The following is a 22,689-nucleotide window of genomic DNA, read 5'->3' on the forward strand; positions in this document are numbered from 1 at the left end:
GAGGCTTTCAAACTATAGATTTACGGGAATGCCTCGTGAGGCGAGGTATTCTTTCATCTGGTTGATGGTGTAGTTTTCGAAGTGTGTAATAGAAGCCATAAGACAAGCGTCTGCGCCGCCCTGGATGATTGCATCATAGAGGTGCTCAAGTTCCCCTGCCCCGCCTGATGCGATTACGGGGATATTGACGGCGTCGGAAACGGCTTTGTTCAGCTCGTTATCGTAGCCTGTCTTGGTGCCGTCGGCGTCCATACTTGTCAGGAGGATTTCGCCTGCGCCAAGTTTTTCGGCTTTGACGGCCCATTCGACAGCGTCGAGGTCGGTGGGTTCGGAGCCGGCTTTTACGGTGACCTGCCATCTGCCCGGTCGTGTTTTTGAACGACGGGCATCAATGGCGAGGACAACACACTGGTTTCCGAAACGCTGGGCGGCCTCGGTGAGCAAGTTAGGATTCTGGACGGCGGCGGTATTGACGGAGACTTTTTCGGCACCGCTGCGGAGAAGCTGGTCGATTTGGTCAACTGAGCTGATGCCGCCGCCTACGGTGAAGGGGATGAAGACGTTTTCGGCGACTTTTTCGACGAGGTCAACGATTGTTTTGCGGGAGCGAATTGTGGCGGTGATGTCGAGGAAGACCAACTCATCTGCGCCTTCATCGCTGTATCTTTTGCCAAGCTCGACAGGGTCGCCTGCGTCACGAAGATTTAAGAAATGGACGCCCTTGACAACACGGTTGTCTTTAACATCGAGACAGGGAATGATTCTTTTTGCCAGCATCAGATCGATTTCCTCTGACAGATTTTGGAAAAGTTTTCGAGAACTTTAAGGCCTACCGGGCCGCTTTTTTCGGGGTGGAACTGGGTGCCATAGATAGTACCCTTCTGGACCGAAGCAGGCAATTGAAAACCATAGTCGGTATAAGCGATTTCGGTTTTGGTGTCGGCAACGTCAGCATAGAAAGAGTGCGCGAAGTAGAAATGTTTTTCCTTCGGCAGGCCTGTAAATAAATCCATATCTTCAGGAAGCTTTACAAGGTTCCAGCCCATATGGGGGACGGTTTGCGAAGAAGGGACAGGGACAACATTGCCTGCAATTAATCCGAGGCCTTTGTGCGGGCCGTATTCAGAACTACGGTCGAAAAGCATCTGGTATCCGACGCAAATGCCAAGCAGAGGTTTGCCTGCCAAAGCAAGCTCTTTTATAAGCTCGGCCAGAGGGCCTAATGCGCTGACGGCATAGCCGAAGGCGGCGACACCTGGCAGGACGAGGCCTGCGGCGGCTTTAATATCTTGCGGTTTGCAGCTAAGCTTAGCCTCGCAGCCAATATGGCGGAAGGCGTTGCAGACGCTTTTGACGTTTCCTACGCTGTAATCGATAACAATCAACATAAATGGCATTAAACTACAAAATTGTCAGAACGTCAAATAAGAACACCTGATTAAGCAGTTAAGCAGAATTAATTTGAGGTACGAGAGGGATTTTCCTACAATAAAAGGGAATAAGGGCAAGTCCATCACAGTATATTTTCATATTGATACAGGAGGGCGGCAGTTTTTGCCGATTTAAGTAGATGAGCTTTCTGCAATTGAAGGGAAAATGAATGTGCGGGATAGTAGCTTATTTAGGTAAGAAGAGCGCCCAGCCGACGCTTATAGAGGGATTGAAGCGGCTGGAGTACAGGGGGTACGATTCGGCGGGCGTGGGGCTACTAAGCGGCGGGGAAATAAAAGTGCAAAAATGCAGCGGCAGAATCAGCGCGCTTGAAGAGATATTAGCTGAGCCGGACAGCAGCGAAACGCTGGGCATCGGGCATACACGGTGGGCGACGCACGGCGCACCAAACAACGTAAACGCACATCCGCATCTGGACTATACCGGCAAAATAGCAGTCGTTCATAACGGAATTATCGAAAACTACGAGACGCTGAAGATATGGCTGGAAAATGAGGGCGCCACATTCGCCAGCGAGACCGATACCGAAGTGATATCAAACCTGATTGGATACTTCTACGCCAAAAGCAAAGAAGATAAAAAGGGAAACGGCCAAAACAAATTCGAATGGGCTGTGCAGCAGGGACTGGGGGAATTAAACGGGACATACGGGCTGGCAATTGTGTGCAGCGATTTTCCGGACATACTCATCGGAGCCAAAAAGGGCAGCCCGCTGATTCTGGGGGTGGGCGATAACGAATATATACTGGCGTCGGACGCTTCGGCAATAGTGGAGCACACGAAACAGGCAATATATCTTTCCGACAACGAAATGGTTACTATCAGCTCAAAGGGGTTTCGCACAAAAACGATTGACAACGTCAGCGTGACGAAAGAGCTGCAGGAAATCGAATTTTCATTAGAGCAAATCGAGCTCGACGGTTTCGAGCACCACATGCTCAAAGAGATTTTCGAGCAGCCTAAGGCGCTGAGCACATGCATGGGCGGCCGAATCGATATCAAAGACAACAAAATTAAACTCGGCGGCATAGCCGACTATCTGCGCGAGCTGACGCGCACGAAACGTCTTATCCTGACCGCCTGCGGGACAGCATTCCACGCCGGCATAGTTGGGGAGTTTCTGTTCGAGCAGCTGGCACGGATTCCGACAGAAACCGAATATGCCAGCGAATTTAGATATCGCAGTCCAATCATCGAGGACGGGACGGTGGTCATAGCAATAAGCCAGTCCGGAGAGACGGCTGATACTCTGGCAGCGGTAGAGGAAGCGAAAGAACGGGGAGCGACGGTGCTTGGGATTGTCAACGTCGTAGGGTCTTCAATTGCCAGAGCGACCGATTCAGGGATATATTTGCACGCGGGACCGGAGATAGGAGTTGCAAGCACAAAGGCGTTCACCGCGCAGGTGGCGGTGCTGACGATGCTGGCGATAGAACTCGGCAGAAGAAAAAACCTCAACAGCGGCGAGGCAGGAAGCTGCATCGAGGAACTATCCAAGATACCAGAGAAAATAAGCAGGATATTGAAACTATCCGAGAAGATAAAAGAGATTGCCGCGGCGAATATCAAAAAAGAAAACTGGCTTTTCCTGGGACGCGGCTTTAATTATCCGGTTGCGCTGGAAGGGGCTTTGAAACTAAAAGAAATAAGTTATATACACGCTGAGGGGCTGCCCGCAGCGGAGATGAAGCACGGGCCAATTGCCCTGATAAGTGACGGTATGCCGGCTGTTTTCATAGCGACAGCAGGACCGCAATACGACAAGATATTAGGCAACATAGAAGAGGTTCGGGCACGCGGCGGGAAGATTATTGTTGTCGCAACCGAAGGCGATGAGAATATCAAGAAACACGCAGACCATTTAATTGCCATCCCTGATGCACCGGAGCTACTGCAACCGATGCTGACGGTCATTCCGCTGCAGCTTCTGGCGTATCACGCTGCGGTGCTGCGAGGGCACGACGTCGACAAACCCCGCAACCTCGCCAAAAGCGTTACGGTCGAGTAGTACCTAACAGCCAGTTATTGGCAAATACGGCAAAGTCCCTGAAGTCCACGTCACCATCGGGTTCAAAATCACCAGCAATCGGGAATACCTCGTCTGCGCCCATATCCACACGGCCGTAGGCAACCCTCGGCTGATTGTCAATGTCAACTTGACCGCTGTAATCGCCGCCCGGGTCTCCGGCATTGATGCACGGAGAATACCCCCGCAGATGGACATAGCCCTCCTCATCGTCAGCCGTACCTGGTATTCTATCCAAGCCATTCGAGTCAATGAACAACGGGTCTTCATCAATATTGCCACTGCCCCAGATACGATCACCTGTGCCTCCTATAGCCGCAGAACCACCTTCAACATCGCTATAGCTAACTGTTGTACAGCCAATTCCACCTGGAAATGGCTGCAAGTATATTTCATATCCCTCATTATCCCACAGTATACAATTGCTAATCAGTACAGGCCCCAAAAACTTTACGTTGCAGATCCCGCCTCCCTGAGTTGCACTATTGCCTGTGATTGTGCAGTTCGTAATTATACTATCGCAGGTATAAGTAGCGATGCCTCCGCCACCCCCTGTCAGGCCTCCGCTAGTGCTCGTGTTGTCAAAGATGGTACAGTTGTTAATTGTCAAGTATCCGCGGCAGCAAATACCCCCACCAAGTACCGCTGTATTATTGCTGAACTTACAGCCATCGATTGTGTAAATGCCCCCAGCCGCACTTACTGAACTAAAGAAGATTCCACCACCCTTCCAGTCCGCGCTGCTGCCGCTGATGACACAGTTTCTGATAGCCAAATTACCCGGTGCGAATCCAACATCGAGATAGATTCCTCCGCCGTCGTCGTGATAACCATTGATAATAGTAAAACCTGCTATGACCAAAGTGGTACTTACACTGTTAAGACAATAAAAACCCCTGTGCGGCACCGCTACTGAGCCATTACAGTCAATAATTGTAGCAGCAACAATATCAGGGTCATTGGGGTCTGTGCTGCGCACGGTAATAGATTTATCACTCAGGTCAATATCCCTGTTGCCAGCACCAGTGTATGTTCCCGGCTGAACCTCGATAGTATCGCCGCTGTTGGAGTCGTTGACCGCCGCTTGAATATTATTGAAGTCTGCAGGACCATTATCATCAACGGTGATTGTTCGTGCCTGAGAAGGGACGGCTAAAAGCAGGCAGACAAAAACAGAAATTAGCTTTTCCATGCCACTATCCTCCTAAATTAGACTTAAGCCAATCTACCTGATTTAGTGCGAAATGTCAACAGAATAATCGCATTCCCTCCCCCGTTTGATTTCTGGAACTCAGCCGGTCAAGCTTTCGATAACTTTGAATGTTCTTTTCAGGATGTCGTTTAACTGGGGTTTTGTTATGCTCAGAGGGAGAAAGAGATAAATAACATTGCCCAAAGGGCGAAGGATTAGGTGCTCTTTTAGGCCTTTTTGAAAGATTTGTTGGCCGATTCGCTTTTTGACGTCGAAGGGCTGTTTTGTTTTTTTGTCTTTAACCAATTCGATAGCCCCTACCATACCGATGCATCTCACGTCGCCGACGGAAGGCAACGACTCGAATTTTTCCATACCTTTGTGAAATATGGGGACAATGGCTTTTAGCTTTTGCAGGGTTTTTTCCTGCTCGAAGATTTGGAGGGTCGCCAAGGCGGCGGCACATCCGATGGGGTTTGCGGTATAGGTATGGCCGTGATAAAAGGTTTTGAACTTTTCATAATCATCATAAAAGGCATTGTAGATTTTGCCGGTTGTCAGGGTCACAGCAAAGGGGAGCGTGCCGGAGGTTATCCCTTTTGCGAGGCAGAGGAAATCCGGCTGGACAGAGGCGTGCTGACAGGCAAACATTTTTCCTGTTCTGCCAAAGCCAGTAGCGACTTCATCGAGGATTAAGTGAACATTGTATTTTTTGGCAAGGTCGGCAGCCTGTTTAAGATATTCAACGGGATAAACAATCATCCCCCCTGCCGCCAACAGGAGAGGTTCCAAAATAACGGCAGCTATTTTATCTTTGTGTTTTTTTAAGGTGTTTCGCAATGGTTTTATGCAGTCGATACTACAAGAAGCCCTACATTTACCGAGGGGGCAGCGATAACAATAAGGGGTTGGGACTTTAAAGGACTTGAAGCGGAGGGCATCGAAGGCCCTATTGAAAACCGTATTGCCGCCAACGCTCATCGCACCGATGGTGTCGCCGTGGTAAGCGAGGTCGAGAGAGAGGAATTTTGTTTTAGATTTTCGGCCAATGTTGCGCCAGTATTGAAAAGACATCTTCAGAGCGGTCTCGACGGCGGTTGAGCCATTATCGGAGAAAAAGACCTTGGTGAGGTTTTTGGGGGTGACAGAGACAAGCTTTTCGGCCAAGAGGACCGCAGGCTTATGTGTAAAGCCTGCAAGCAAGGTATGGTCGAGGGAATTTAGCTGTTTTTTAATCGCCGCTTTTATTTTAGGATGGTTATGGCCGTGAACGTTGCACCACCAGCTTGAAATTGTGTCACAATAAAAGTTACCTTTATCATCGTATAATTTGACGCCTTTGGCCTTTTCTATCAGGATTGGAGGAAACCTGCGGCAGTCTTTCATCTGCGTATAAGGGTGCCAGATATATTGTAAATCTCTTTCTATCCAGTTGGTCTTGTTATTTTTCACTTTGCGTAACCTCAATAATCCGGTCGGCGAGTTTTTCCAAAAGTTGTTTATTATGATGGTAAGTTAACGAGAACCTTAATCTTGCCTGGCCTTGCGGGACGGTAGGCGGTCTTATAGGGAGAATCCAGAAGCCACTTTTTTGAAGGTCGCCGCTGATGCGCACCGCCCTGCCGGAGTCTTCCACAATCAAGGGGACAATTTGAGAATCGCCTTTTACATCGAACCCCGCTTCACGAAGACGAGTGCGAAAGAAACCGGCGTTGGCGAGGAGAGTTTTTCTGCGAAAGGGTTCATCTTTTACAATGTCGATAGCCTCGATGTCGGCCGCAATTACCGGCGGAGGCAAAGCGGTAGAATAAATAAAGCTTCTGCAGGAATTTACGAGATACTGTTTTACTTTTTCGGAACAGGCAAGATAGGCGCCGAAGCTGCCCAGGGCCTTGCTGAACGTTCCCATAATTAACTCTATGCGGTCGGAGAGGCCCTGTTCTTCGACGACGCCTGCGCCATTTGGGCCGAAGATTCCGGTGGCGTGGGCTTCATCAACCATTAGAACGCAGCCGTATTTATCTTTGACTTCAACAAGCTCTTTTAATGGAGGAATGTCGCCATCCATACTGAAAACTGTTTCGGTAACTATAAGGCGGTTTTTGAATTTGTCACTTTCTTTTTTCAGCAGAGATTCGAGATGGCTGCAATCATTATGATTGAAGCGGAAAAGCTTAGCACCGGACTGCCGGACAGCATCAATTATGCTGGCGTGAATCAACCTGTCGCAAAAAACGGCATCGCCCTTGTCGTAGAGAGCACTTATGATTCCTATATTGGCCTGATAGCCGGTGTTGAAAATCAATGCGCTTTCTTTGCCTTTGAATTGGGCGACTTTGTCTTCGAACTGGTGGTGAATTTTCAGGTCACCACTTAAAAGCCGCGACGCTGAAGCGCTTACGCCGAGAGAGTCAGCAGCCTGTTTAGAAGCTTCTTTTAGTCGCGGATGGTCCGAGAGGGCAAGATAATCGTTGGAAGAAAAATCGAACAGCTCGGCGCGGTCAAAATAAATTTTGCCGTCTTTGCGCGAATCGGCAGGTTTTAAGACCCTGAGGAGGCCATCCGCTTTTCTTTGCGTCAGAAAATCGTCTATTCTGTCCATGCTCTTTTTATTTCTTCGATGAGGGCGTAATCGACATCGAGATTTGCGCCTTTGACGGTCAGATAGCCGCCTATAAGCATTCCGTTTGCGCCGGCGGTAAATGCCTGAAGCTGCGAATCTTTGAAGATTGCCTCCCTGCCGGCAGCGATTTTGACGGTTTTATCTTTCAATACGATGCGAAAAATACATATCGCTCTTACGGCATCGTCGGCTGAAAGAGGCGTGATGGATTCGAGGGGCGTTCCCTTAATCGGGATTAATATATTGAGAGGGACCGAATCGACATCCAATTCTTTCAGGGTATAAGCCATATCAATTCTATCCTGCCAGGTCTCGCCCATACCGATTATGCCGCCGCTGCAGACTTCGAGGCCTACTTGTTTGGCGGACTTTATGGTATTTATTCTTTCATCGAAGGTGTGCGTTGAGACAATGTGGGGGTAGAAACGGCGGGATGTTTCGATATTATGATGGTAGCGGGAAAGGCCGGCGTCTTTGAGAAGCTGCAGCTGAGATTTCTCCAGAGCGCCAAGCGAGGCACAAACGACAATATCGATACTATTTTTTATTTCCGAGATTGCCTGCGCAATCACGTCCAGTTCTTTGCCGGTGAGGCGGTTTCCACTGGTAACGATGCCGAATCTTTTTGCGCCGATATCTTTGGCTTTTTGTGCGGCTTCGACTATTTCATATTTGCCTTTAAGCGGATAGGTCGAAATATCTGCGTGATGTCTTGCTGACTGGGCACAAAATTTGCAATCTTCAGAGCAAAGGCCTGAGCGAGCGTTTAAGATACTGCACAGGTCCAGCTTATTGCCTATGAACTTTCTTCTAACCTCGCCAGCCTGTGAAACAAGCTCCTGCAGAGGCGTATTTAAGAAAACTTCAGTATTGTTTTTTATGGCGGTGCTCATATTGCCAGTCATTTTAGCATTACGGGACGATAATTTCCATAAAAACCACAGCCGTCAAAAAATGCAAAGAGATTGAGGAGTTGGAGGATAGACTGACGGTCATTAAGTAAAAGCTATACTGATCACTTATTTCGCGCAGGCTGGATCACCTGGGTCGGTTGAGCAATCTATCAACCAGTTGGAAGCCATTATTGCAAAATCACGAAAATCAAGTTTGCAATCGTTGTTCCAATCGCCAGCGAGTGCATAGTCGCAGATTGGGGCAAATGTTCCACTATCGACAACGAAGTTGTCAAAATAAGCATCACCAGAATCCATCGCCATGGCTGGCGAATTGCTGAGGTATGGGAAGACAACATTGCCGCCCCATTTACCCTTCAGCAAATCCGGAACAGTAATCCAGGCATCAGCCGCCCAATAGCCAATATCACTAAAATATAACTCGTCTTCGCCGGCATCATAGGAAATATATAGAGTTCCATCGTCTGTGGTCCTGTCCTTTGAGGATTCTTCGGTGATGAAGTTGTAGTAGTCAAAATATGGATGAGCACCATCTCCCTCAATCGAACAACCAGCTTGTATCTCAAGGCGTGTAAGCCCTCCGAAGCGAAAACGACTATAGCCGCCGTTAGCGAGACCGAGCGCAATGTTCCCGTCGGCGTCTATAGGTCCGGAAGTTGCACTGAAGTGGAAATAAATCTTAAAAGAAAAATCACTCGTCGGTAGAAGTCCCCAGCCATTGGCAGCATAAATGGCGACTCCATCGCTCGCACCTGTTGCGGCTCGCATTTCCAGCCTCTGGTTGATTTCTTCTATCCAGCCATATTCAGGATCATCCTGATAAAGATACCACAGAGACGTATCCATCGAATTGTCGTCGAAGTTATCCGCCGGCAACGCATAGGCCACAGAAGCCACCGCCGTCACAACACAAAAGGCAATCAACCTCCTCTTCATTTGAGTTTCTCCTTCTCTCTCGCCTTTCGCCCCCAGTCAAAGACAAAAATTATTATATACTTTTTTGGAAGTATTAGTCAAGGGAGAATCGGGGTGACTGGATTCGAACCAGCGGCCTCCTGGACCCAAACCAGGCGCTCTAATCCAAGCTGAGCTACACCCCGCCAGAGGCGGATAAACCCGAAAAAAAGGTAAAAACAGCCATCAGCCGAGCTTCGGTTTTGCCGAAGATAAGCGAGGACATTGTATATGAAAGAAGCCCTTAGTGCAATAAAAACGTGCCTTAGAAACACTAAAAAGCGGGTTTATAGGGCGGTTTTGGGGCAATTTGCGCCAAAAATAGCTTGCATTTGCATAAAAATTAAGATATAATGATGTTTAAGCTGTTTCTGGGGTGAGAGTCTAAAGACTTATGATATCCAGAATTGAAAAAAAGTGGGCGCTTCCGACGTTTATTGTTCTGGGTGTGCTGGCCTTGTTTTTTACAAGCAGCAAGCTCGGCTCGCCGGCGAACGCCCAGGCGGAACTGCAAGCCGGCAGCAACAGCGAAATTATGGTGGTTCCCATTCAACTCGAACGGGACAAGTACGGGCTGGCGATGGTGGATACAGTCGGGCAGACGCTGTGGATATACGAGCTAAACAGCATGGGTCCGGCCCATAACCGGCTGAGACTGCTGGCAGCCCGAAGCTGGCAACACGACAAGCTGTTGAAACAGTACAACACGGCTGAACCGAAGCCGGAACAGGTCAGGATGCTCCTGGAAGAGGAAGCATTGGGCAAGCAATCGAAAGAACAGGTAAACGAAAAACAAGCGAGTTCGGCTGTAAATACAGCAGAAGTAACTGCTGCAGAACCGAACGTTGCAGAAGTCAATGAGCCCAACGAGTGAGGCAGGAACAGTTTAATAAATTTTGGAATTTTCCAATAAGATAGAACAAAAATTCAGGAGAAGGTAAATATGGCCGGTATGTTTTATTCATTACAAGAGGTCGCCGCAAAACTCAATAAAACAGAGGAAGAAGTACAAGAGATAATCAAGCAGGGCAGACTGCGTGAGTTCCGTGACGGCCCGAATCTGCTGTTCAAGGTCGCTGAGGTCGAAGCACTGATGTCGGACTCAAGCATGGGAAAGGCGCCAGCCAAAGCAAAACAGGAACCAGACGAAGAAATTTCTCTGGCACCTGAGCCAGAGGACGAATTCTCACTGCCTGGGGCGGATTCCACCGCTGCGGCCAGCAAAGGGACCGATGTCCTCGGGGAAGAAGACGAGGATTACAAATTGGCAGACGATACGCTGAGTGAAACAAAAGTCGTACCGGACGACGGGGCATTAGACGATACATTAGGCACTAAGGCTGGGGCCGGCGAAGCATCGCTGGAAGAAATCGAAGGAGACGTAAATCTCGATACCTTCGGAAGCGGTTCAGGATTGTTAGACCTTTCGCTGCAGGCCGACGACACTTCATTAGGCGGTATTCTCGATGAAATTTACACCCCCGAGGGCGAAGATGGAAAAGAGGGAAAAGAAGGATCTGAAGCTTCAGCGGTGGAGGTAGCCGCCGAGGCGGAACAACTGATACCTGACACAGGGATTGCCGAACCAGAACCCGGGGCGGAAGCAGCAGTAATAGGCCAAGCATATCAAGTTTATGCAGAGCCGGCGCCGGATGTGATAAGTAACGCTTTAGGAATTATGCTTTTTTTGCCGCTGCTGGCTATCATTTACACTGCGATAGTGGCGGTGGCGGGTTTTAATAATATGATGCCTTCAGTACTGACAGCAATACAAAGGCTAATATGGTATATCGTGATTGGGGCCGTTGCGGCATCGGGCGTAATAACCGGAGTGGGTTTTATGCTCGGCAGCAAAGGTAAAGGGGGCAAAGCAGCAGTAAAGAAGCCCAAAGCCGAAAAGCCCAAAAAAGAAAAGAAAGCCAAGAAGGAAAAGAAATCCAAGAAAGGCAAAGAAGCTCCTCCGGCAGAACCGGAAGCGGAAAACAAAAGCGAATAAAAATTCTCAAAGGTCAATTTCATTCGGCCCTTCCTGAGTAAAGAGAAGGGCTGTTTTTTTGCGCAAAAAACCAACCAATACTTCTCTTTCAGCCCCCAAAACCATCGACGGCGGCAGCATATATTCCGCCGAAGGCGGATAAATTTGAAAGTTTGTTCTTGACGGACAAATACAAATAGGTTTAGTTTATTGGCATAGTCTAAAGACTAAAGATTTGGTCGGCTGTAAGAAGTTACAAATAAAGAATTTGTATATTTTATAGGACGGTTGAAAGGATAGAACTATGAGAAGTGTTAGACTTTCGGTATTTTTTGTTTTATGTACTTTTGTCGTGTTGTTGGCAAATGGCTGCGTTTCAGAACAACAGCATAAAGATTTGAAAGTGCAAAACAGGACACAGCAAAAAAAGATAGCCGAGCTCGAGAGTGAACTACAAACCGCCAAGGTCGAACTTGACCAGTTAAAAAGACAACTCGATACTGCTGAAGGCCGCGGCGGTGTAGAGGTAAGCGCGCTGAAGCAAAAAATTGCCGCCCTCGAAGAAGACCTTGCAAAGAAAAAGGAACTGATTGCCATGATGCAAAATCAATTGCTCCATGGCGGGGCATCTTTGCCGGTGGAACTAACCTCTATGCTTGAGGAGTTTGCCAAAGGCAAGGAAATGGTTGAGTATGATTCAAGCAAAGGGATAGTCAAATTTAAGAGCGATTTGATTTTTGAACCCGGCAGTGACGACGTGGCACCTGCGGCCAGCGAAGTAATCAAGGCACTATGCAAGATCCTCAATTCGGAACAGGGCAAAAAATTTGATGTTATAATTGCAGGCCATACCGACGATATCCGCATCGGCAAGCCTGATACCCGCGCAAAACATCCGACCAACTGGCACCTGTCGGCTCACAGAGCAATATCCGTGATGGATATAATGTCAAACAGCGATATAACCCCGGAGCGTATGAGCGTGCGCGGTTTCGGTGAGTTCCGGCCGGTTGTACCGAACGCACCCAACAAAAAAGGTAATCCCCAAAACAGGCGGGTTGAAATTTATATCGTCCCACAGGGAATGTAATCTGATTATCGCGAAGACGTTTGATGGGCGGACAATGCTGCGTGCCGGAGAAGTTATAGACCGACTTGCTTGAAAGGATGACAAAATGCGGCTCGGATTAGTCGCGGCTATTGTTCTTGTGCTCATTTCTTCGGCGATTGCGATCAGCCTCAAACTCCAAAACTCCAAGCAGGAAAAACACACAAGAGAGCTTGAAAGTCAACTGCAGACTACAACAGATAACCTACAGCAGAAAAACGACGTTCTCAAAGCAGATCTCGCAAATAAAATCACATTAATAGAGACGATGCGAAAACAGCTGCCAGGCGCCGCCCCACTGCCGGCAGAGCTTATCTCTATGCTCGAGAGCTGGGCCAGGGGCAACGAACTTGTCACCTTCGAGCCGAACAGAAGCGCCGTCAAATTCAAGAGTAGCCTTTTCGCGGGAGGAAGCGCCGAGGTAGAACCTGCCGGAGCAGAGATGCTCAAGTCTCTGTGCAAAATCCTAAATACGGAGCAGGCAAAAGAATTCGATATTATAATTGCCGGCCATACCGATAACCAGCCCATCTTAAACCCTGCAACCCTCGCCAAGCATCCTTCGAATCTGCATCTTTCAGTTCACAGAGCGATATCGGTATTTAATGTTATGACAAACAACGGCATTATCCCTGAACGGGTAAGTGTGCGCGGGTTCGGGGAATACAGGCCTATTGTGCCAAATGAGCCGAATATGGTCGGCACGCCGCAGAACAGGCGGGTTGAGATTTACATCGTCCCACGAGGAATATAGCCGTATAAGTTGCTGTCAGACTTAATTCTGTATGTTATTCAGGGGGTTCGAATTTATAACCTATTTCCCTTATCGTGCGTATGAAAACCGGATTGTGCGGATTTGATTCTATTTTATTTCTAAGTGTGGTGATGAAGCGGTCGATGCCGCGCTGGCCCGTAAAAGAGTCATAACCCCAGACCTTATTTAGTATTTCATCGCGTGTAAGTGCCCTGCCCGGCATTCTGACAAACAACTCCAGAAGACTAAACTCTTTCGGCGACAGTTTAATTTCTTTGCCTTTACGCGTCAGCGTTCTCGCCGGGACATCAAGCTTAAAATCTGCAAACTCATAAACATCCCGTTTTGCCTGTTTTCTCCGTCGCAAAAATGCCGCTGCCCGCGCCAAAAGCTCCTTTATGCTGAAAGGTTTAGTAAGATAATCATCTGCACCGAGATTGAGACCCAAAATTATGTCCGATTCCTCTCCCTTGGCGGTCAGCATTATTATCGGCATATCCAAGTTTTCCTGGCGAATAAGCCTACAAACCTCATACCCATTTATTTTCGGGAGCATAATATCGAGAATAATAAGGTCGGGCTTTTTGTTAAGAGCGGCATTGAGCCCTTCTTCACCATCGGCTGCCGTAAGCACGTGATAGCCTTTGAACTCGAAGTTATCCTTCAGTCCACGGAGCATAGTGTGGTCATCTTCAACTATCAGAATCGTTTCCATTAGTTTGCGGCCTTTCAAACCTGTAGCCCACTATCTCTTCGGTATAAATATATGTCGGGTCGTCCGGGTCGGGTTCAATCTTATCCCGCAGGGCGTTAACAAGATTATCGACATCCCGAACAGTAATAAAGTGACTTTGGCCCCACACGGCGCCAAGTATCTCCCCTCGCATAAGGGTTTCCCCGGACCTTCTAATAAACAGATGCAACAGTTTGAATTCCTCGGGCGTAAGTTTAACCTTTTTTCCATCCCTTGTAAAAACACCTTCGATAACATCCAGGGCACAATTTCCAAATTTATATACCGGCGGCTCTTTGTCTTTTCGGCGCCTAAGCGCTTCGGCCCGAGCCATCAATACTTTTATACTGAATGGCTTTGTAACATAGTCGTCCGCCCCGAGATTCAATCCTAATACAACATCTTTTTCCTGGTCTTTGGCAGTCAGCATTATGATAGGTATATCGAGATTCTGCTTGCGGATTTGACTGCACACTTCGTAACCATTCATTTTCGGAAGCATAATATCAAGAATGATAAGGTCGGGTTTTCCGGTCATTGCGGCCTTGAGGCCTAACTCACCATCAGTGGCTGTCTTGACCTGGTAGCCCTTTGACTCGAAGTTGTCTTTGAGACCCCGCAGCATAGTTAGATTATCTTCAATAATCAGCACATCTTTCATTGAGCAACCTCTTTATCAACCGTGCTTAACGGCTTAGCAGCTAATCTTATAGTGAAAGTGCTTCCTTTACCCGGCTCGCTATCGACGGAAATTGTGCCCTTGTGGGCGTCAACGATAAATTTGACGATAGACAGCCCCAAACCGGTACCTTCGGCCCGACGGGCGAGAGAAGTATCCGCCTGATAGAACCTGTCGAATATTTTTTTTATCTGCCTGCGATTCAAACCTATTCCGTTATCCTTAACCGAGAAACAAACAAAATTGTCCTCTGAGAAAACTTTTAACTCGATTTTCTTATCATCATAAGAATATTTGTAGGAATTCTCCAGCAAATTGACGACGGCCGTAACCATTACATCATGGTCAGCAAACACATCAGGCAAATTGTCGGCTATTTGGGTTTGAAAATCACACCGACCTGCGTTGAATTTAGTCTTTATGGCCTCGGCAGCATCCCGTGCAATGTCCGCAGGATTTACCCATGTCATCGCGAAGGTTTGCTTGTTCCGCTCCATCCTCGAAAAGCTCAGAAAGTTATCGACCAAGCGGGTCAATCTTTCATTCTCCTTTGAAACCAGATGAAAATAGTCCGTAACCTGCTGCTGGTCCTTATAATTGCCTTCCAGCAACGTATCCACAAGCAAACGTATCGAAGCTAAAGGAGTTTTCAATTCATGGGAAACCGTGGCTATGAAATCATTTTTGAGCTTGTTAAGTTTTATCTGTTTTCTAACAGCCTGCGCGGCAAAACCGCCTGCAAGGAGAATTAACACAATAACAAGGACACCCGTCCAGACATAAACAGCAATGTGCCTGCTTGCCGCTTTTTCAAAGACGTCCCCGGCTTTGAAGGCCAGCGCAATTTTCCAGCCCGGGAAATCCTGCCCAAGAGCAACTGCTACAAAAGGTTCATCCTCAAGCTTATCTGCACCTGCCACAAACCTGCCGGACTCATCCACTATTCTATAAACAACATCAGAATCCCTGAACTCTGTTCCAACGTTAGCGAAAATCGACACAATATTCTCTGCGGACAACAGGGCCAGCACAGAAATGCCGTTGGTTTTGTGATAAATACCATATAAAACCCGGCCTTCGAGCGGCAGGTATTTAAGCTTATTCTCTTTTACATTTTCAAGGGTGTCGGCCTGCGGGAAGGTTTCAGATACCCGGATAGACAATTCTTCAATAGCGATCAATCTCTCAAAATCAGGCAACTTAAAATTCTTCTCATTATCAGGCAAATTTTTACTGCGTGCAATGCCGACGAGGGACTGAGCAAGAAACAGGTTGTGGTCGGCCGGCAATGCAAACCCGGCGTTGTTCACCGAATAAAGCATCGAAGCCAACTGTTGTAATGTCTGTTTAAATAATTCGTTATAAGCAGGATTATCCCGCGTCAAATTAAGCAATAATAACCTGGCGTTTCCGATAAGAACCAGAACAGTTGGGTCGGCTGTTTTTTCCAAAGGACTAAAGGCAACCTCCTTACAGGCAGCAATAGCCTCATCGGGTTTTTCAAGTTTTGCCAAACATCTGCTTTTGCCTATAAGGGCGGCGAGACGAACACTGTCGTCGGCGTACGCTGCTTTACGGTCATAAATCTCCGCAGCCTGTGCGAAGTGGTGTTCGACAAACTCAAGCTCCCAAGCGTCCTTAAACTCCGCTGAAGACTCAATGGCACTATCTATCTCAGAAGAAACAAGCGGGTAAACACGCCGACCATCAGCATCGTATACAATAAAACCTGCGACATGCCCAATCGCAAGAGATTTTTTTTGATACGGGTGCGTCTGAATTTCTTTGCTGTCCAAAAGTTCATAATATTTGGACAATCTTGCATCGGTTTGATGAAGTGTTTTTTCCAGCCGTTCTTTGTAAATTGTGGTAAGCTTCTGGCGAACAGCAAGACGCTCATTATTCACGACCTGAATGATAAACCACAATAAGCCGACGGTGGGCAGTATCACTGCCACAGCAAGCAGCAATACTACCCACCGCATTTGATTGCCACCATCTATTTTGGCTTTGCCCCTCATAATACTATTGTTTCGCGCTCTCATTATACAAAGCCATTATATCAGAATCTTTAAGGGCATAATTATATATTCTGACATCGTCAATTAATCCGTCGAAAGACCTGCCCTTTTGTTCAGCGTTCTCGCCAATAAGAACGTCAAAGTCGTTTACAGCAATTCCACCTTTCCAGAGCTTCGCGGCATCGAGCCTGCCGTCAACGTAGATGCGCACTTCCTCGTTGTCGTAGACCAGCACAACATAATGCCATTCGTTAGCCGTGACCTCGGTCGAGCCATCCAGAACAATACTATTATAGTTGTTAACGGAGCCATGAAACTTTCTTCCCTGCTGAGCGGTGGACAATCGCCAGGAGCCGTCGCCTTTTGTTACGATTGCCATATATTCAGAAGGCACGGAGCGAATATTCGCCCAGCAGGCGACAGTAACCTGGCCGGCAATATTAAAAGCTGATTTGTCGGCAATCTGGATGAAACTACCTTTCCCGTCCAGGTCGATTGCACCGCCGATTTTACCCTGTGCCCATTTGGCGTTGCCGATAAGCGTTCCATTGTGATTGTTTCCGCTGCCGTCCGCGGCTGTGGTGCCTTCGGTTTCATCAAATTTCCACCAGCCGACGATACCAGCCAATTCGCCGTTTCCGAAGGCCTGTGGATTGCTCCAGGCGGTGTCCTGCTTATCACACCATGTAATTTTGGTGTCACGTTCTCCGCCCTCATCGTCATCGTTGACGTGGACGTCTAAACCTATCGAAGACCCTGCAGAAGGTTTCTTCCCCAAGGTTGCCCAAGGGAATTTTATCTCGGTGCGATACCCCTTCTCAATCGTCTTCATAGCAAATTCGATATTTTCCATTCTGCCATGCTCATTATGCCTGCCCATCGTGGGGCTGGTTCTATCCCAATCGAAGTGATACTGCGCGTCTTCGCTGCCGTATTGATTAGATTTGCTATTGCCGGCATCGATATAGACCTCCACGCAGTCATCATACCACCACGGTATATTAGTCGAACCGGTCGGTAGGGTTACAGCCTGATCCGGCCTTGTGTCGTTGACAAGCGAATCGTCGGTCACATCAACAAGCAAGTAGAGATTATCAGCATCCCACATTGCCCTGAAGTCGGCTGCAATATCGTTCGGCGAGGATGGCGGCGCGTAGATTACGTTTTTAAGTTTGTATACCGGCGCAACAGACCAGACATCATCCTCATTGCCATCAATTACCGGCGGTGTTGCCGCAGGCATAATTGTAGCGGCCATCGTCCCCCGTAATTTTTGGGATTTGGCTACTGCCTTGACCTGATTGGCTATACCTGCGATTTGCGAAACCGGCCCAAATACCTCATTGAGAGGAGGTATCGCTGTTATGCTCGTGTTAAGAGCAAAGCTATTAACCTGCTCATCGGTGCGGATTTCGATGGTCGTGCGGTCTGCAGAACGGGCAAGCTGCTCTATAGCAACGTTCATCTGATTACGCTGTTCATCGCTAAGGGACCCAATGTTTATCGCCGGACCAGCCATGCGGATTGCGCCGCCTACATTAACCAGGACGAGCTTGCTTGTCGTAGGTGAGATTTTGTTCACAGCCGGTGCCAATGGTCCCGCGGTGCAAACACTGTTTTTGCTTTTGACCGCAGCAATAGAGGCATCGACTACACCGCGATTAAGTGAAAGAATGGTAGTATTCCCGACCTGTTCCATATAGCAGTAAAGCTCTTTGCCGCTTTCCATACCGATTTTAAATTTGCCGGCGTTGGCGTCCACAGAGCCAGACGACTGATTATTATTTATCGCATTGACAGTTCCAAGCAGCATTGCAAGAATCTGACGCGTCTGCTCAGGATTGTGGCTGGTAACTGCCAGACCAAGGCAAGCAGGCGAAAAAGAACCCCAACCTGCGGAGTTTCCATCGGCAGGCATAGCAAAAATCGTGACCTGCTCAATGTTGGCATAAATTTCGCGTCCGATATCGAGGCCCGTGACGTTTTGAATCTTCTCTCTTACTGTATCAACCTGGGCGACGTTGTCCCGACTCAATGCGACGCTCACAAGGGCTATTGCCTCCGAAGGCACTGACTCAAGTGCAGCTTTGTTTATATTCGGAGTCCGAATAATATCGTAAGCAATGCAGTGATGCCCATCCTTAAACAACACGTTGGCCTTAGAGACAAGGCTGTTCGGCTCAATAGAAACCGTCAGGATAAATTCATCAATGTTATTAAAATCAGCGATTGCATTGGCCTTAAAGATATCCTGCGGATTCTGTCCGGTCTTGAGGACTTGCGTATAGGCCTCGTCTACGTTTGCCCATACGGTCACCACGTTGCTTTGCCTCTGTTTTTTGCTGATTTTTGCGAACGACTTATTACTGGAAGCAAGTGTCGGCTCGGAAGCCGTACCCTTGTATTGTTTGACACACCACTTGAGCTGTTCAGACGGTTGAGCAATGATAATCACCTTGTCATCGTAGGCTGCTGCCGCCGAATTTGGAATGTTGAGGGTCTGCATACCTTCGAGCGGTTCGCCCGGTGTTCCAGCCATACTTAATGCCATCATAATCAGACCCCGCAAGGCGTCACTTTTGCCGGGATACAATACGGCAACTGCAGGTGGATTATTTTGTCTGATAGCCGTAACACCTACAGCCATACCCTTTATTTTTTTGAATTCGGCCATCATACTCGGATTTAAAAGAGCAGCAAAGATATCCGCAGGTGATTTCTGACCGCCACCGGCACCTGGCATATTACCACCGCCCATTGCGGCCAGCGGATTCTCAAAAGGCGTTCCCTTAAGCATGTTAAGCAGAGTCTCAATCTGCTCGCCGGGGCTTCCAAGCTCGACATATACGAGGGTTCCCGGCGGCATCAAATCGGCCGGGTCATAATTCATCAAATCATCCAAAAGCGGTTTTACCTTCCCAATAATCTCGGTCTGATCGGCATACTCGGCTGTAAGCTTTGCAAAAACCGCTTTTGCCCCGGCATCATCTTTCTTTTTCAGACAGCACATACCCTGCCGGTAAAGCGCCTGGGCCACATTTTCTCTCGACGCAGATTTATCCTTAATTATCTGCTCATAAATTTCCATCGCTGCATCAATATTGCCTTCGACCTCCTCAGCATAGAGACCCTCCCGCAGCATAACACTTGCGGGTTTGGCTGCTACTACCGTGCTCAACAAGCCGAATATAAGCAAAAACATAATTGTCATAATTTTCAACGTTTTCATATTCATTCTCCTTTCAAATAACATTTGCAATAAATGGTTATTTCAGCAAATGTTACTATAAGGCATATATGTTACCATTTTGTTACGATATTGTCCTTTTTACATTTTTTTTAAATCAAAACTGAGCTGCCGCCTGAATGGGCAACAAAGAACAAATGCTTATAAATAAAGAGGTTGGGGAAATGGAGCCAACGCGATTCGAACGCGCGACCTCTTGCATGCCATGCAAGCGCTCTCCCAACTGAGCTATGGCCCCGGCAATCTATTATTCATTATTTGTAATTTATTATTGATGAATGGTAGCAGAAAAACGGGGCTAAGGCAAATAAAATTATCGACGCTATCCCCTGCCTAAGTCAGCACTGGAAAAGGAACAATTGCCCTGCCGACGCCAGCAAACTATAATGTTTCCGGAGAACTGTTTATATAAGTGGTTCGTATAAAAGCAGTTAGAAAGGCAGAATCGAGGTTTTGATTAAAAGACAAAGAATATTTATAACGGGACGGGTGCAGGGAGTCGGGTTTCGTCCGGCTGTGTACAAAATAGCCGGCCAATTAGGACTTACCGGCTTTGTTTATAACAACACGAAGGGGGTAACAATAGAATTACAGGGAACAAAAGAGAAAATAGTGGAATTTTCAGGACGGCTGCGGGGCAGGGACAAGCCGCCCCAGGCGGAGATAAAATCATATAAAGCGACCGATATAAATACGGTAGAGGGCGAAGAGAAATTCACAATCAAAACAAGCAAATCCGAAGGAACAGCTCTGTCGCAGGTAACAGCAGATATGGCTGTGTGCGAAGGTTGTCTTGCGGAAATGGCTGATAAAAAAGATTTCCGGTACAGGTATCCGTTTATAAACTGCACCAACTGCGGACCGAGATATTCAATAGTTAAAACAATCCCTTATGACAGATGCAATACAACAATGTCCGTGTTTGAGATGTGCGACAAATGTGCTGCTCAATACACGGACGTATCTGACCGGCGTTTTCATGCCCAGCCGGTTGCCTGCACAGCCTGCGGACCGAAAATATGGCTGACAAACGCAAATGGGAAAACAATAGAAACCGAGAAGGTAATCGCTGAAACTGCGCGTTTACTTCTGGATGGAAAGATTGTGGCGATAAAAGGAGTCGGCGGGTTTCATTTGGCTGTCGATGCGCTTAATGATAAGGCAGTAAGGAGACTACGAGAACGCAAAAGAAGAGACCATAAGCCATTTGCCATGATGGCGGCTTCAATTCAAAGCATAAAGGAATACGCAATTGTGAGCGAATCGGCTGAGATGGAATTAAAAAGCCCTCAAAGCCCAATTGTGCTGCTGCCTCGGAAGAACGGTTCAGCAATAGCACCATCGGCTACAGAGGGCGTCAACACCTTCGGCTTTATGCTCTGCTATGCCCCCCTGCACTATTTGCTTTTCGCCGAGGGTATAAAAATTCTGGTGATGACCAGCGGAAATATGTCCGATGAGCCGCTGATTTGCAAAAATGAGCAGGCACTTAAGAAACTCGGCAACGTTGCGGACGCCTTTCTGATGCACGACAGGGAGATTCATCGACAGGTTGACGATTCGATAGTTCATTTTGTAGACGAACAAGCGGTCCCCTTAAGAAGAGCCAGAGGATATGTGCCGGGACCAGTCCTGATAAAAGAAAGCTGCAGGGAAGACATATTTGCGGCCGGGGCTGATATGAAAAATACTTTCTGCTTTGTAAAACAGAATCAGCTTATATGCAGCGAACACATAGGCGAACTCGAAGACGCAGAAGTCCATCATCACTACATCAACTCAATCGAGCATTTGCGGAAGCTGTTCGAAGTCGAGCCGAAAGTTGCGGTCTGCGACCTTCACCCTGGGTATTTATCAACTCAATACGCCCTTTCGATGCTGGATGTAAAGACAATCCAGGTCCAGCATCACTGGGCACACATTGCATCGGTTTTAGCTGAACACGAGCAGGAAGGACCGGCCATCGGGCTTGCAGCTGACGGTACGGGCTACGGGACAGATGGAGCAATTTGGGGCTGTGAGTGCATGATAGCGACGCTGGAGAATTTTGAGCGATTTGGACATTTAGCTTATTATCCACTGGCGGGCGCGGACAAAGCAAGCAAAGAAGCTATAAGACCATTGCTTGGGCTGCTGAAAAAAACTTACGGAGACGGTTTCAAATTGGAGAAATTCAGATGGCTGATTGACAAAATTGAGTCAGACACAAGCAAACAACAGATTATATCAGAGCAAATTGAAAAACAGGTAAACACCATGCAAACTTCAAGCTTGGGCAGAGTTTTCGATGCGGTCGCTGCTATGGTCGGGTTGGGGGCATACAATCATTTCGAAGCACAGCTTCCGATGGCCCTTGAAGCAATTGCAGAAAACAGCATCGAAGCGTCATACGGCTTCGAGCTTATCAAAAAAACCAATGAGCCGGTTCAGATTGATTTGTGTAAAATGATAAGACAGATAATTTCTGATATTAAGGAAGGAACCGACGGCGGAGTCATCTCGGCGAAATTCCACAACACCATTGCCACCGCCCTGCTGGAGATGGCCAAAGAAGCACGGGCAAGTAAAAAGTTAGACACGGTTGCGCTAAGCGGCGGGGTATTTTGTAACCGATATTTGACAAACTGTTTAATTAAACTCTTGAAGAAAAATAATTTTTGCGTATTATTTAACCGAGAGTTCCCGTCGAATGACGGGGGAATATCTGTAGGCCAAGCGGCGATCGCCGCCAGAATCGTGAATAGCGGTTGGTGATACGAAATATGTGTTTAGCAATACCAGCAAGAATAGTAGAATTGAAAGGTGATAACGCGGTTGTCGACGCCATAGGCAACCGATATAAAGCCAAGACCACGCTGCTGCCAAAAGCCAAGCTGGGGGATTTGGTGCTGGTGCACGCCGGATTTGCCATTTCGCTTGTCGACGAAGATGAAGCAAAAAAGACGTGGCAGCTTATTGCGGAGATGAACAATTTTGAAGAAACACGGGATAAAATTTCAGGGTAAATTTAA

The 22,689-nt window shown here is 47.7% G+C and carries 18 protein-coding genes and 2 tRNA genes; 7 read left to right on the forward strand and 13 right to left on the reverse strand.

Annotation, left to right across the window (positions count from 1 at the left end):
* Nucleotides 1-12: 12 nt before the first annotated feature.
* Together hisF and hisH are read right to left on the reverse strand one after the other, a co-directional pair.
* Complete coding sequence (gene hisF / locus PHG53_04940) at nt 13-777, reverse strand: imidazole glycerol phosphate synthase subunit HisF (GenBank protein MDD5380970.1); 765 nt, start codon at nt 775-777, stop codon at nt 13-15.
* Nucleotides 777-1,397, reverse strand: a complete 621-nt coding sequence (gene hisH, locus PHG53_04945; protein ID MDD5380971.1) for an imidazole glycerol phosphate synthase subunit HisH — start codon at nt 1,395-1,397, stop codon at nt 777-779. The genes hisF and hisH overlap by 1 nt, the downstream gene beginning before the upstream one ends.
* Nucleotides 1,398-1,600: 203 nt before the next feature.
* On the opposite strand from hisH, the gene glmS reads away from it, so the two are divergent.
* Nucleotides 1,601-3,460 (forward strand): glutamine--fructose-6-phosphate transaminase (isomerizing), encoded by a 1,860-nt coding sequence (gene glmS / locus PHG53_04950; protein ID MDD5380972.1) that lies wholly within the window; start codon nt 1,601-1,603, stop codon nt 3,458-3,460.
* Here glmS and PHG53_04955 read toward each other — a convergent pair.
* The 6 genes from PHG53_04955 to PHG53_04980 form a co-directional block, all read right to left on the reverse strand.
* On the reverse strand, nt 3,447-4,670 hold the full coding sequence (locus PHG53_04955) for a hypothetical protein (protein MDD5380973.1): 1,224 nt from the start codon (nt 4,668-4,670) through the stop codon (nt 3,447-3,449). The two genes, glmS and PHG53_04955, sit on opposite strands and share 14 nt — an antisense overlap.
* Before the next feature lie 99 nt (nt 4,671-4,769).
* Nucleotides 4,770-6,122 carry an adenosylmethionine--8-amino-7-oxononanoate transaminase gene (gene bioA / locus PHG53_04960; protein MDD5380974.1) on the reverse strand — a complete coding sequence of 451 codons (1,353 nt, stop codon included), beginning with the start codon at nt 6,120-6,122 and terminating at the stop codon, nt 4,770-4,772.
* Nucleotides 6,112-7,272 (reverse strand): 8-amino-7-oxononanoate synthase, encoded by a 1,161-nt coding sequence (gene bioF / locus PHG53_04965; protein MDD5380975.1) that lies wholly within the window; start codon nt 7,270-7,272, stop codon nt 6,112-6,114. Before bioF ends, bioA begins: the two co-directional genes overlap by 11 nt.
* Nucleotides 7,260-8,186: a biotin synthase BioB gene (gene bioB, locus PHG53_04970; protein MDD5380976.1), complete on the reverse strand. Its 927-nt coding sequence runs from the start codon at nt 8,184-8,186 to the stop codon at nt 7,260-7,262. Before bioB ends, bioF begins: the two co-directional genes overlap by 13 nt.
* Before the next feature lie 126 nt (nt 8,187-8,312).
* Nucleotides 8,313-9,143 (reverse strand): hypothetical protein, encoded by an 831-nt coding sequence (locus PHG53_04975; GenBank protein MDD5380977.1) that lies wholly within the window; start codon nt 9,141-9,143, stop codon nt 8,313-8,315.
* An 88-nt stretch (nt 9,144-9,231) separates the two neighbouring features.
* Nucleotides 9,232-9,307 (reverse strand) — tRNA-Pro (locus PHG53_04980).
* Nucleotides 9,308-9,555: 248 nt separating this feature from the next.
* Here PHG53_04980 and PHG53_04985 point away from each other — a divergent pair.
* The 4 genes from PHG53_04985 to PHG53_05000 all read left to right on the forward strand — a co-directional run bounded on the left by PHG53_04985 (nt 9,556) and on the right by PHG53_05000 (nt 12,998).
* Nucleotides 9,556-10,035 (forward strand): hypothetical protein, encoded by a 480-nt coding sequence (locus PHG53_04985; GenBank protein ID MDD5380978.1) that lies wholly within the window; start codon nt 9,556-9,558, stop codon nt 10,033-10,035.
* Nucleotides 10,036-10,104: 69 nt separating this feature from the next.
* Nucleotides 10,105-11,157 (forward strand): helix-turn-helix domain-containing protein, encoded by a 1,053-nt coding sequence (locus PHG53_04990; protein MDD5380979.1) that lies wholly within the window; start codon nt 10,105-10,107, stop codon nt 11,155-11,157.
* Between the two features lie 283 nt (nt 11,158-11,440).
* Nucleotides 11,441-12,226, forward strand: a complete 786-nt coding sequence (locus tag PHG53_04995) for an OmpA family protein (GenBank protein ID MDD5380980.1) — start codon at nt 11,441-11,443, stop codon at nt 12,224-12,226.
* 85 nt (nt 12,227-12,311) lie between these two features.
* Nucleotides 12,312-12,998 (forward strand): OmpA family protein, encoded by a 687-nt coding sequence (locus tag PHG53_05000; GenBank protein ID MDD5380981.1) that lies wholly within the window; start codon nt 12,312-12,314, stop codon nt 12,996-12,998.
* Nucleotides 12,999-13,032: 34 nt separating this feature from the next.
* Here the strand turns inward: PHG53_05000 and PHG53_05005 are convergent, their stop codons facing one another.
* The 5 genes from PHG53_05005 to PHG53_05025 all read right to left on the reverse strand — a co-directional run bounded on the left by PHG53_05005 (nt 13,033) and on the right by PHG53_05025 (nt 19,916).
* Complete coding sequence (locus PHG53_05005) at nt 13,033-13,713, reverse strand: response regulator transcription factor (protein MDD5380982.1); 681 nt, start codon at nt 13,711-13,713, stop codon at nt 13,033-13,035.
* On the reverse strand, nt 13,691-14,392 hold the full coding sequence (locus PHG53_05010) for a response regulator transcription factor (protein ID MDD5380983.1): 702 nt from the start codon (nt 14,390-14,392) through the stop codon (nt 13,691-13,693). Before PHG53_05010 ends, PHG53_05005 begins: the two co-directional genes overlap by 23 nt.
* A complete protein-coding gene (locus tag PHG53_05015) occupies nt 14,389-16,455 on the reverse strand; it encodes a HAMP domain-containing sensor histidine kinase (protein MDD5380984.1) in 2,067 nt (688 codons plus the stop codon). The genes PHG53_05010 and PHG53_05015 overlap by 4 nt, the downstream gene beginning before the upstream one ends.
* Nucleotides 16,436-19,660 (reverse strand): sugar-binding protein, encoded by a 3,225-nt coding sequence (locus PHG53_05020; GenBank protein ID MDD5380985.1) that lies wholly within the window; start codon nt 19,658-19,660, stop codon nt 16,436-16,438. The genes PHG53_05015 and PHG53_05020 overlap by 20 nt, the downstream gene beginning before the upstream one ends.
* Before the next feature lie 183 nt (nt 19,661-19,843).
* Nucleotides 19,844-19,916 (reverse strand) — tRNA-Ala (locus PHG53_05025).
* A gap of 215 nt (nt 19,917-20,131) precedes the next feature.
* On the opposite strand from PHG53_05025, the gene hypF reads away from it, so the two are divergent.
* Nucleotides 20,132-22,432 (forward strand): carbamoyltransferase HypF, encoded by a 2,301-nt coding sequence (gene hypF, locus PHG53_05030; protein ID MDD5380986.1) that lies wholly within the window; start codon nt 20,132-20,134, stop codon nt 22,430-22,432.
* An 8-nt stretch (nt 22,433-22,440) separates the two neighbouring features.
* The gene (locus PHG53_05035; protein ID MDD5380987.1) at nt 22,441-22,683 is read left to right on the forward strand and encodes a HypC/HybG/HupF family hydrogenase formation chaperone; all 243 of its coding nucleotides are present in this window, start codon (nt 22,441-22,443) and stop codon (nt 22,681-22,683) included.
* The last annotated feature ends 6 nt before the right edge of the window (nt 22,684-22,689 follow it).

This window comes from Phycisphaerae bacterium, assembly GCA_028714855.1.
Classification (GTDB): domain Bacteria; phylum Planctomycetota; class Phycisphaerae; order Sedimentisphaerales; family Anaerobacaceae; genus CAIYOL01.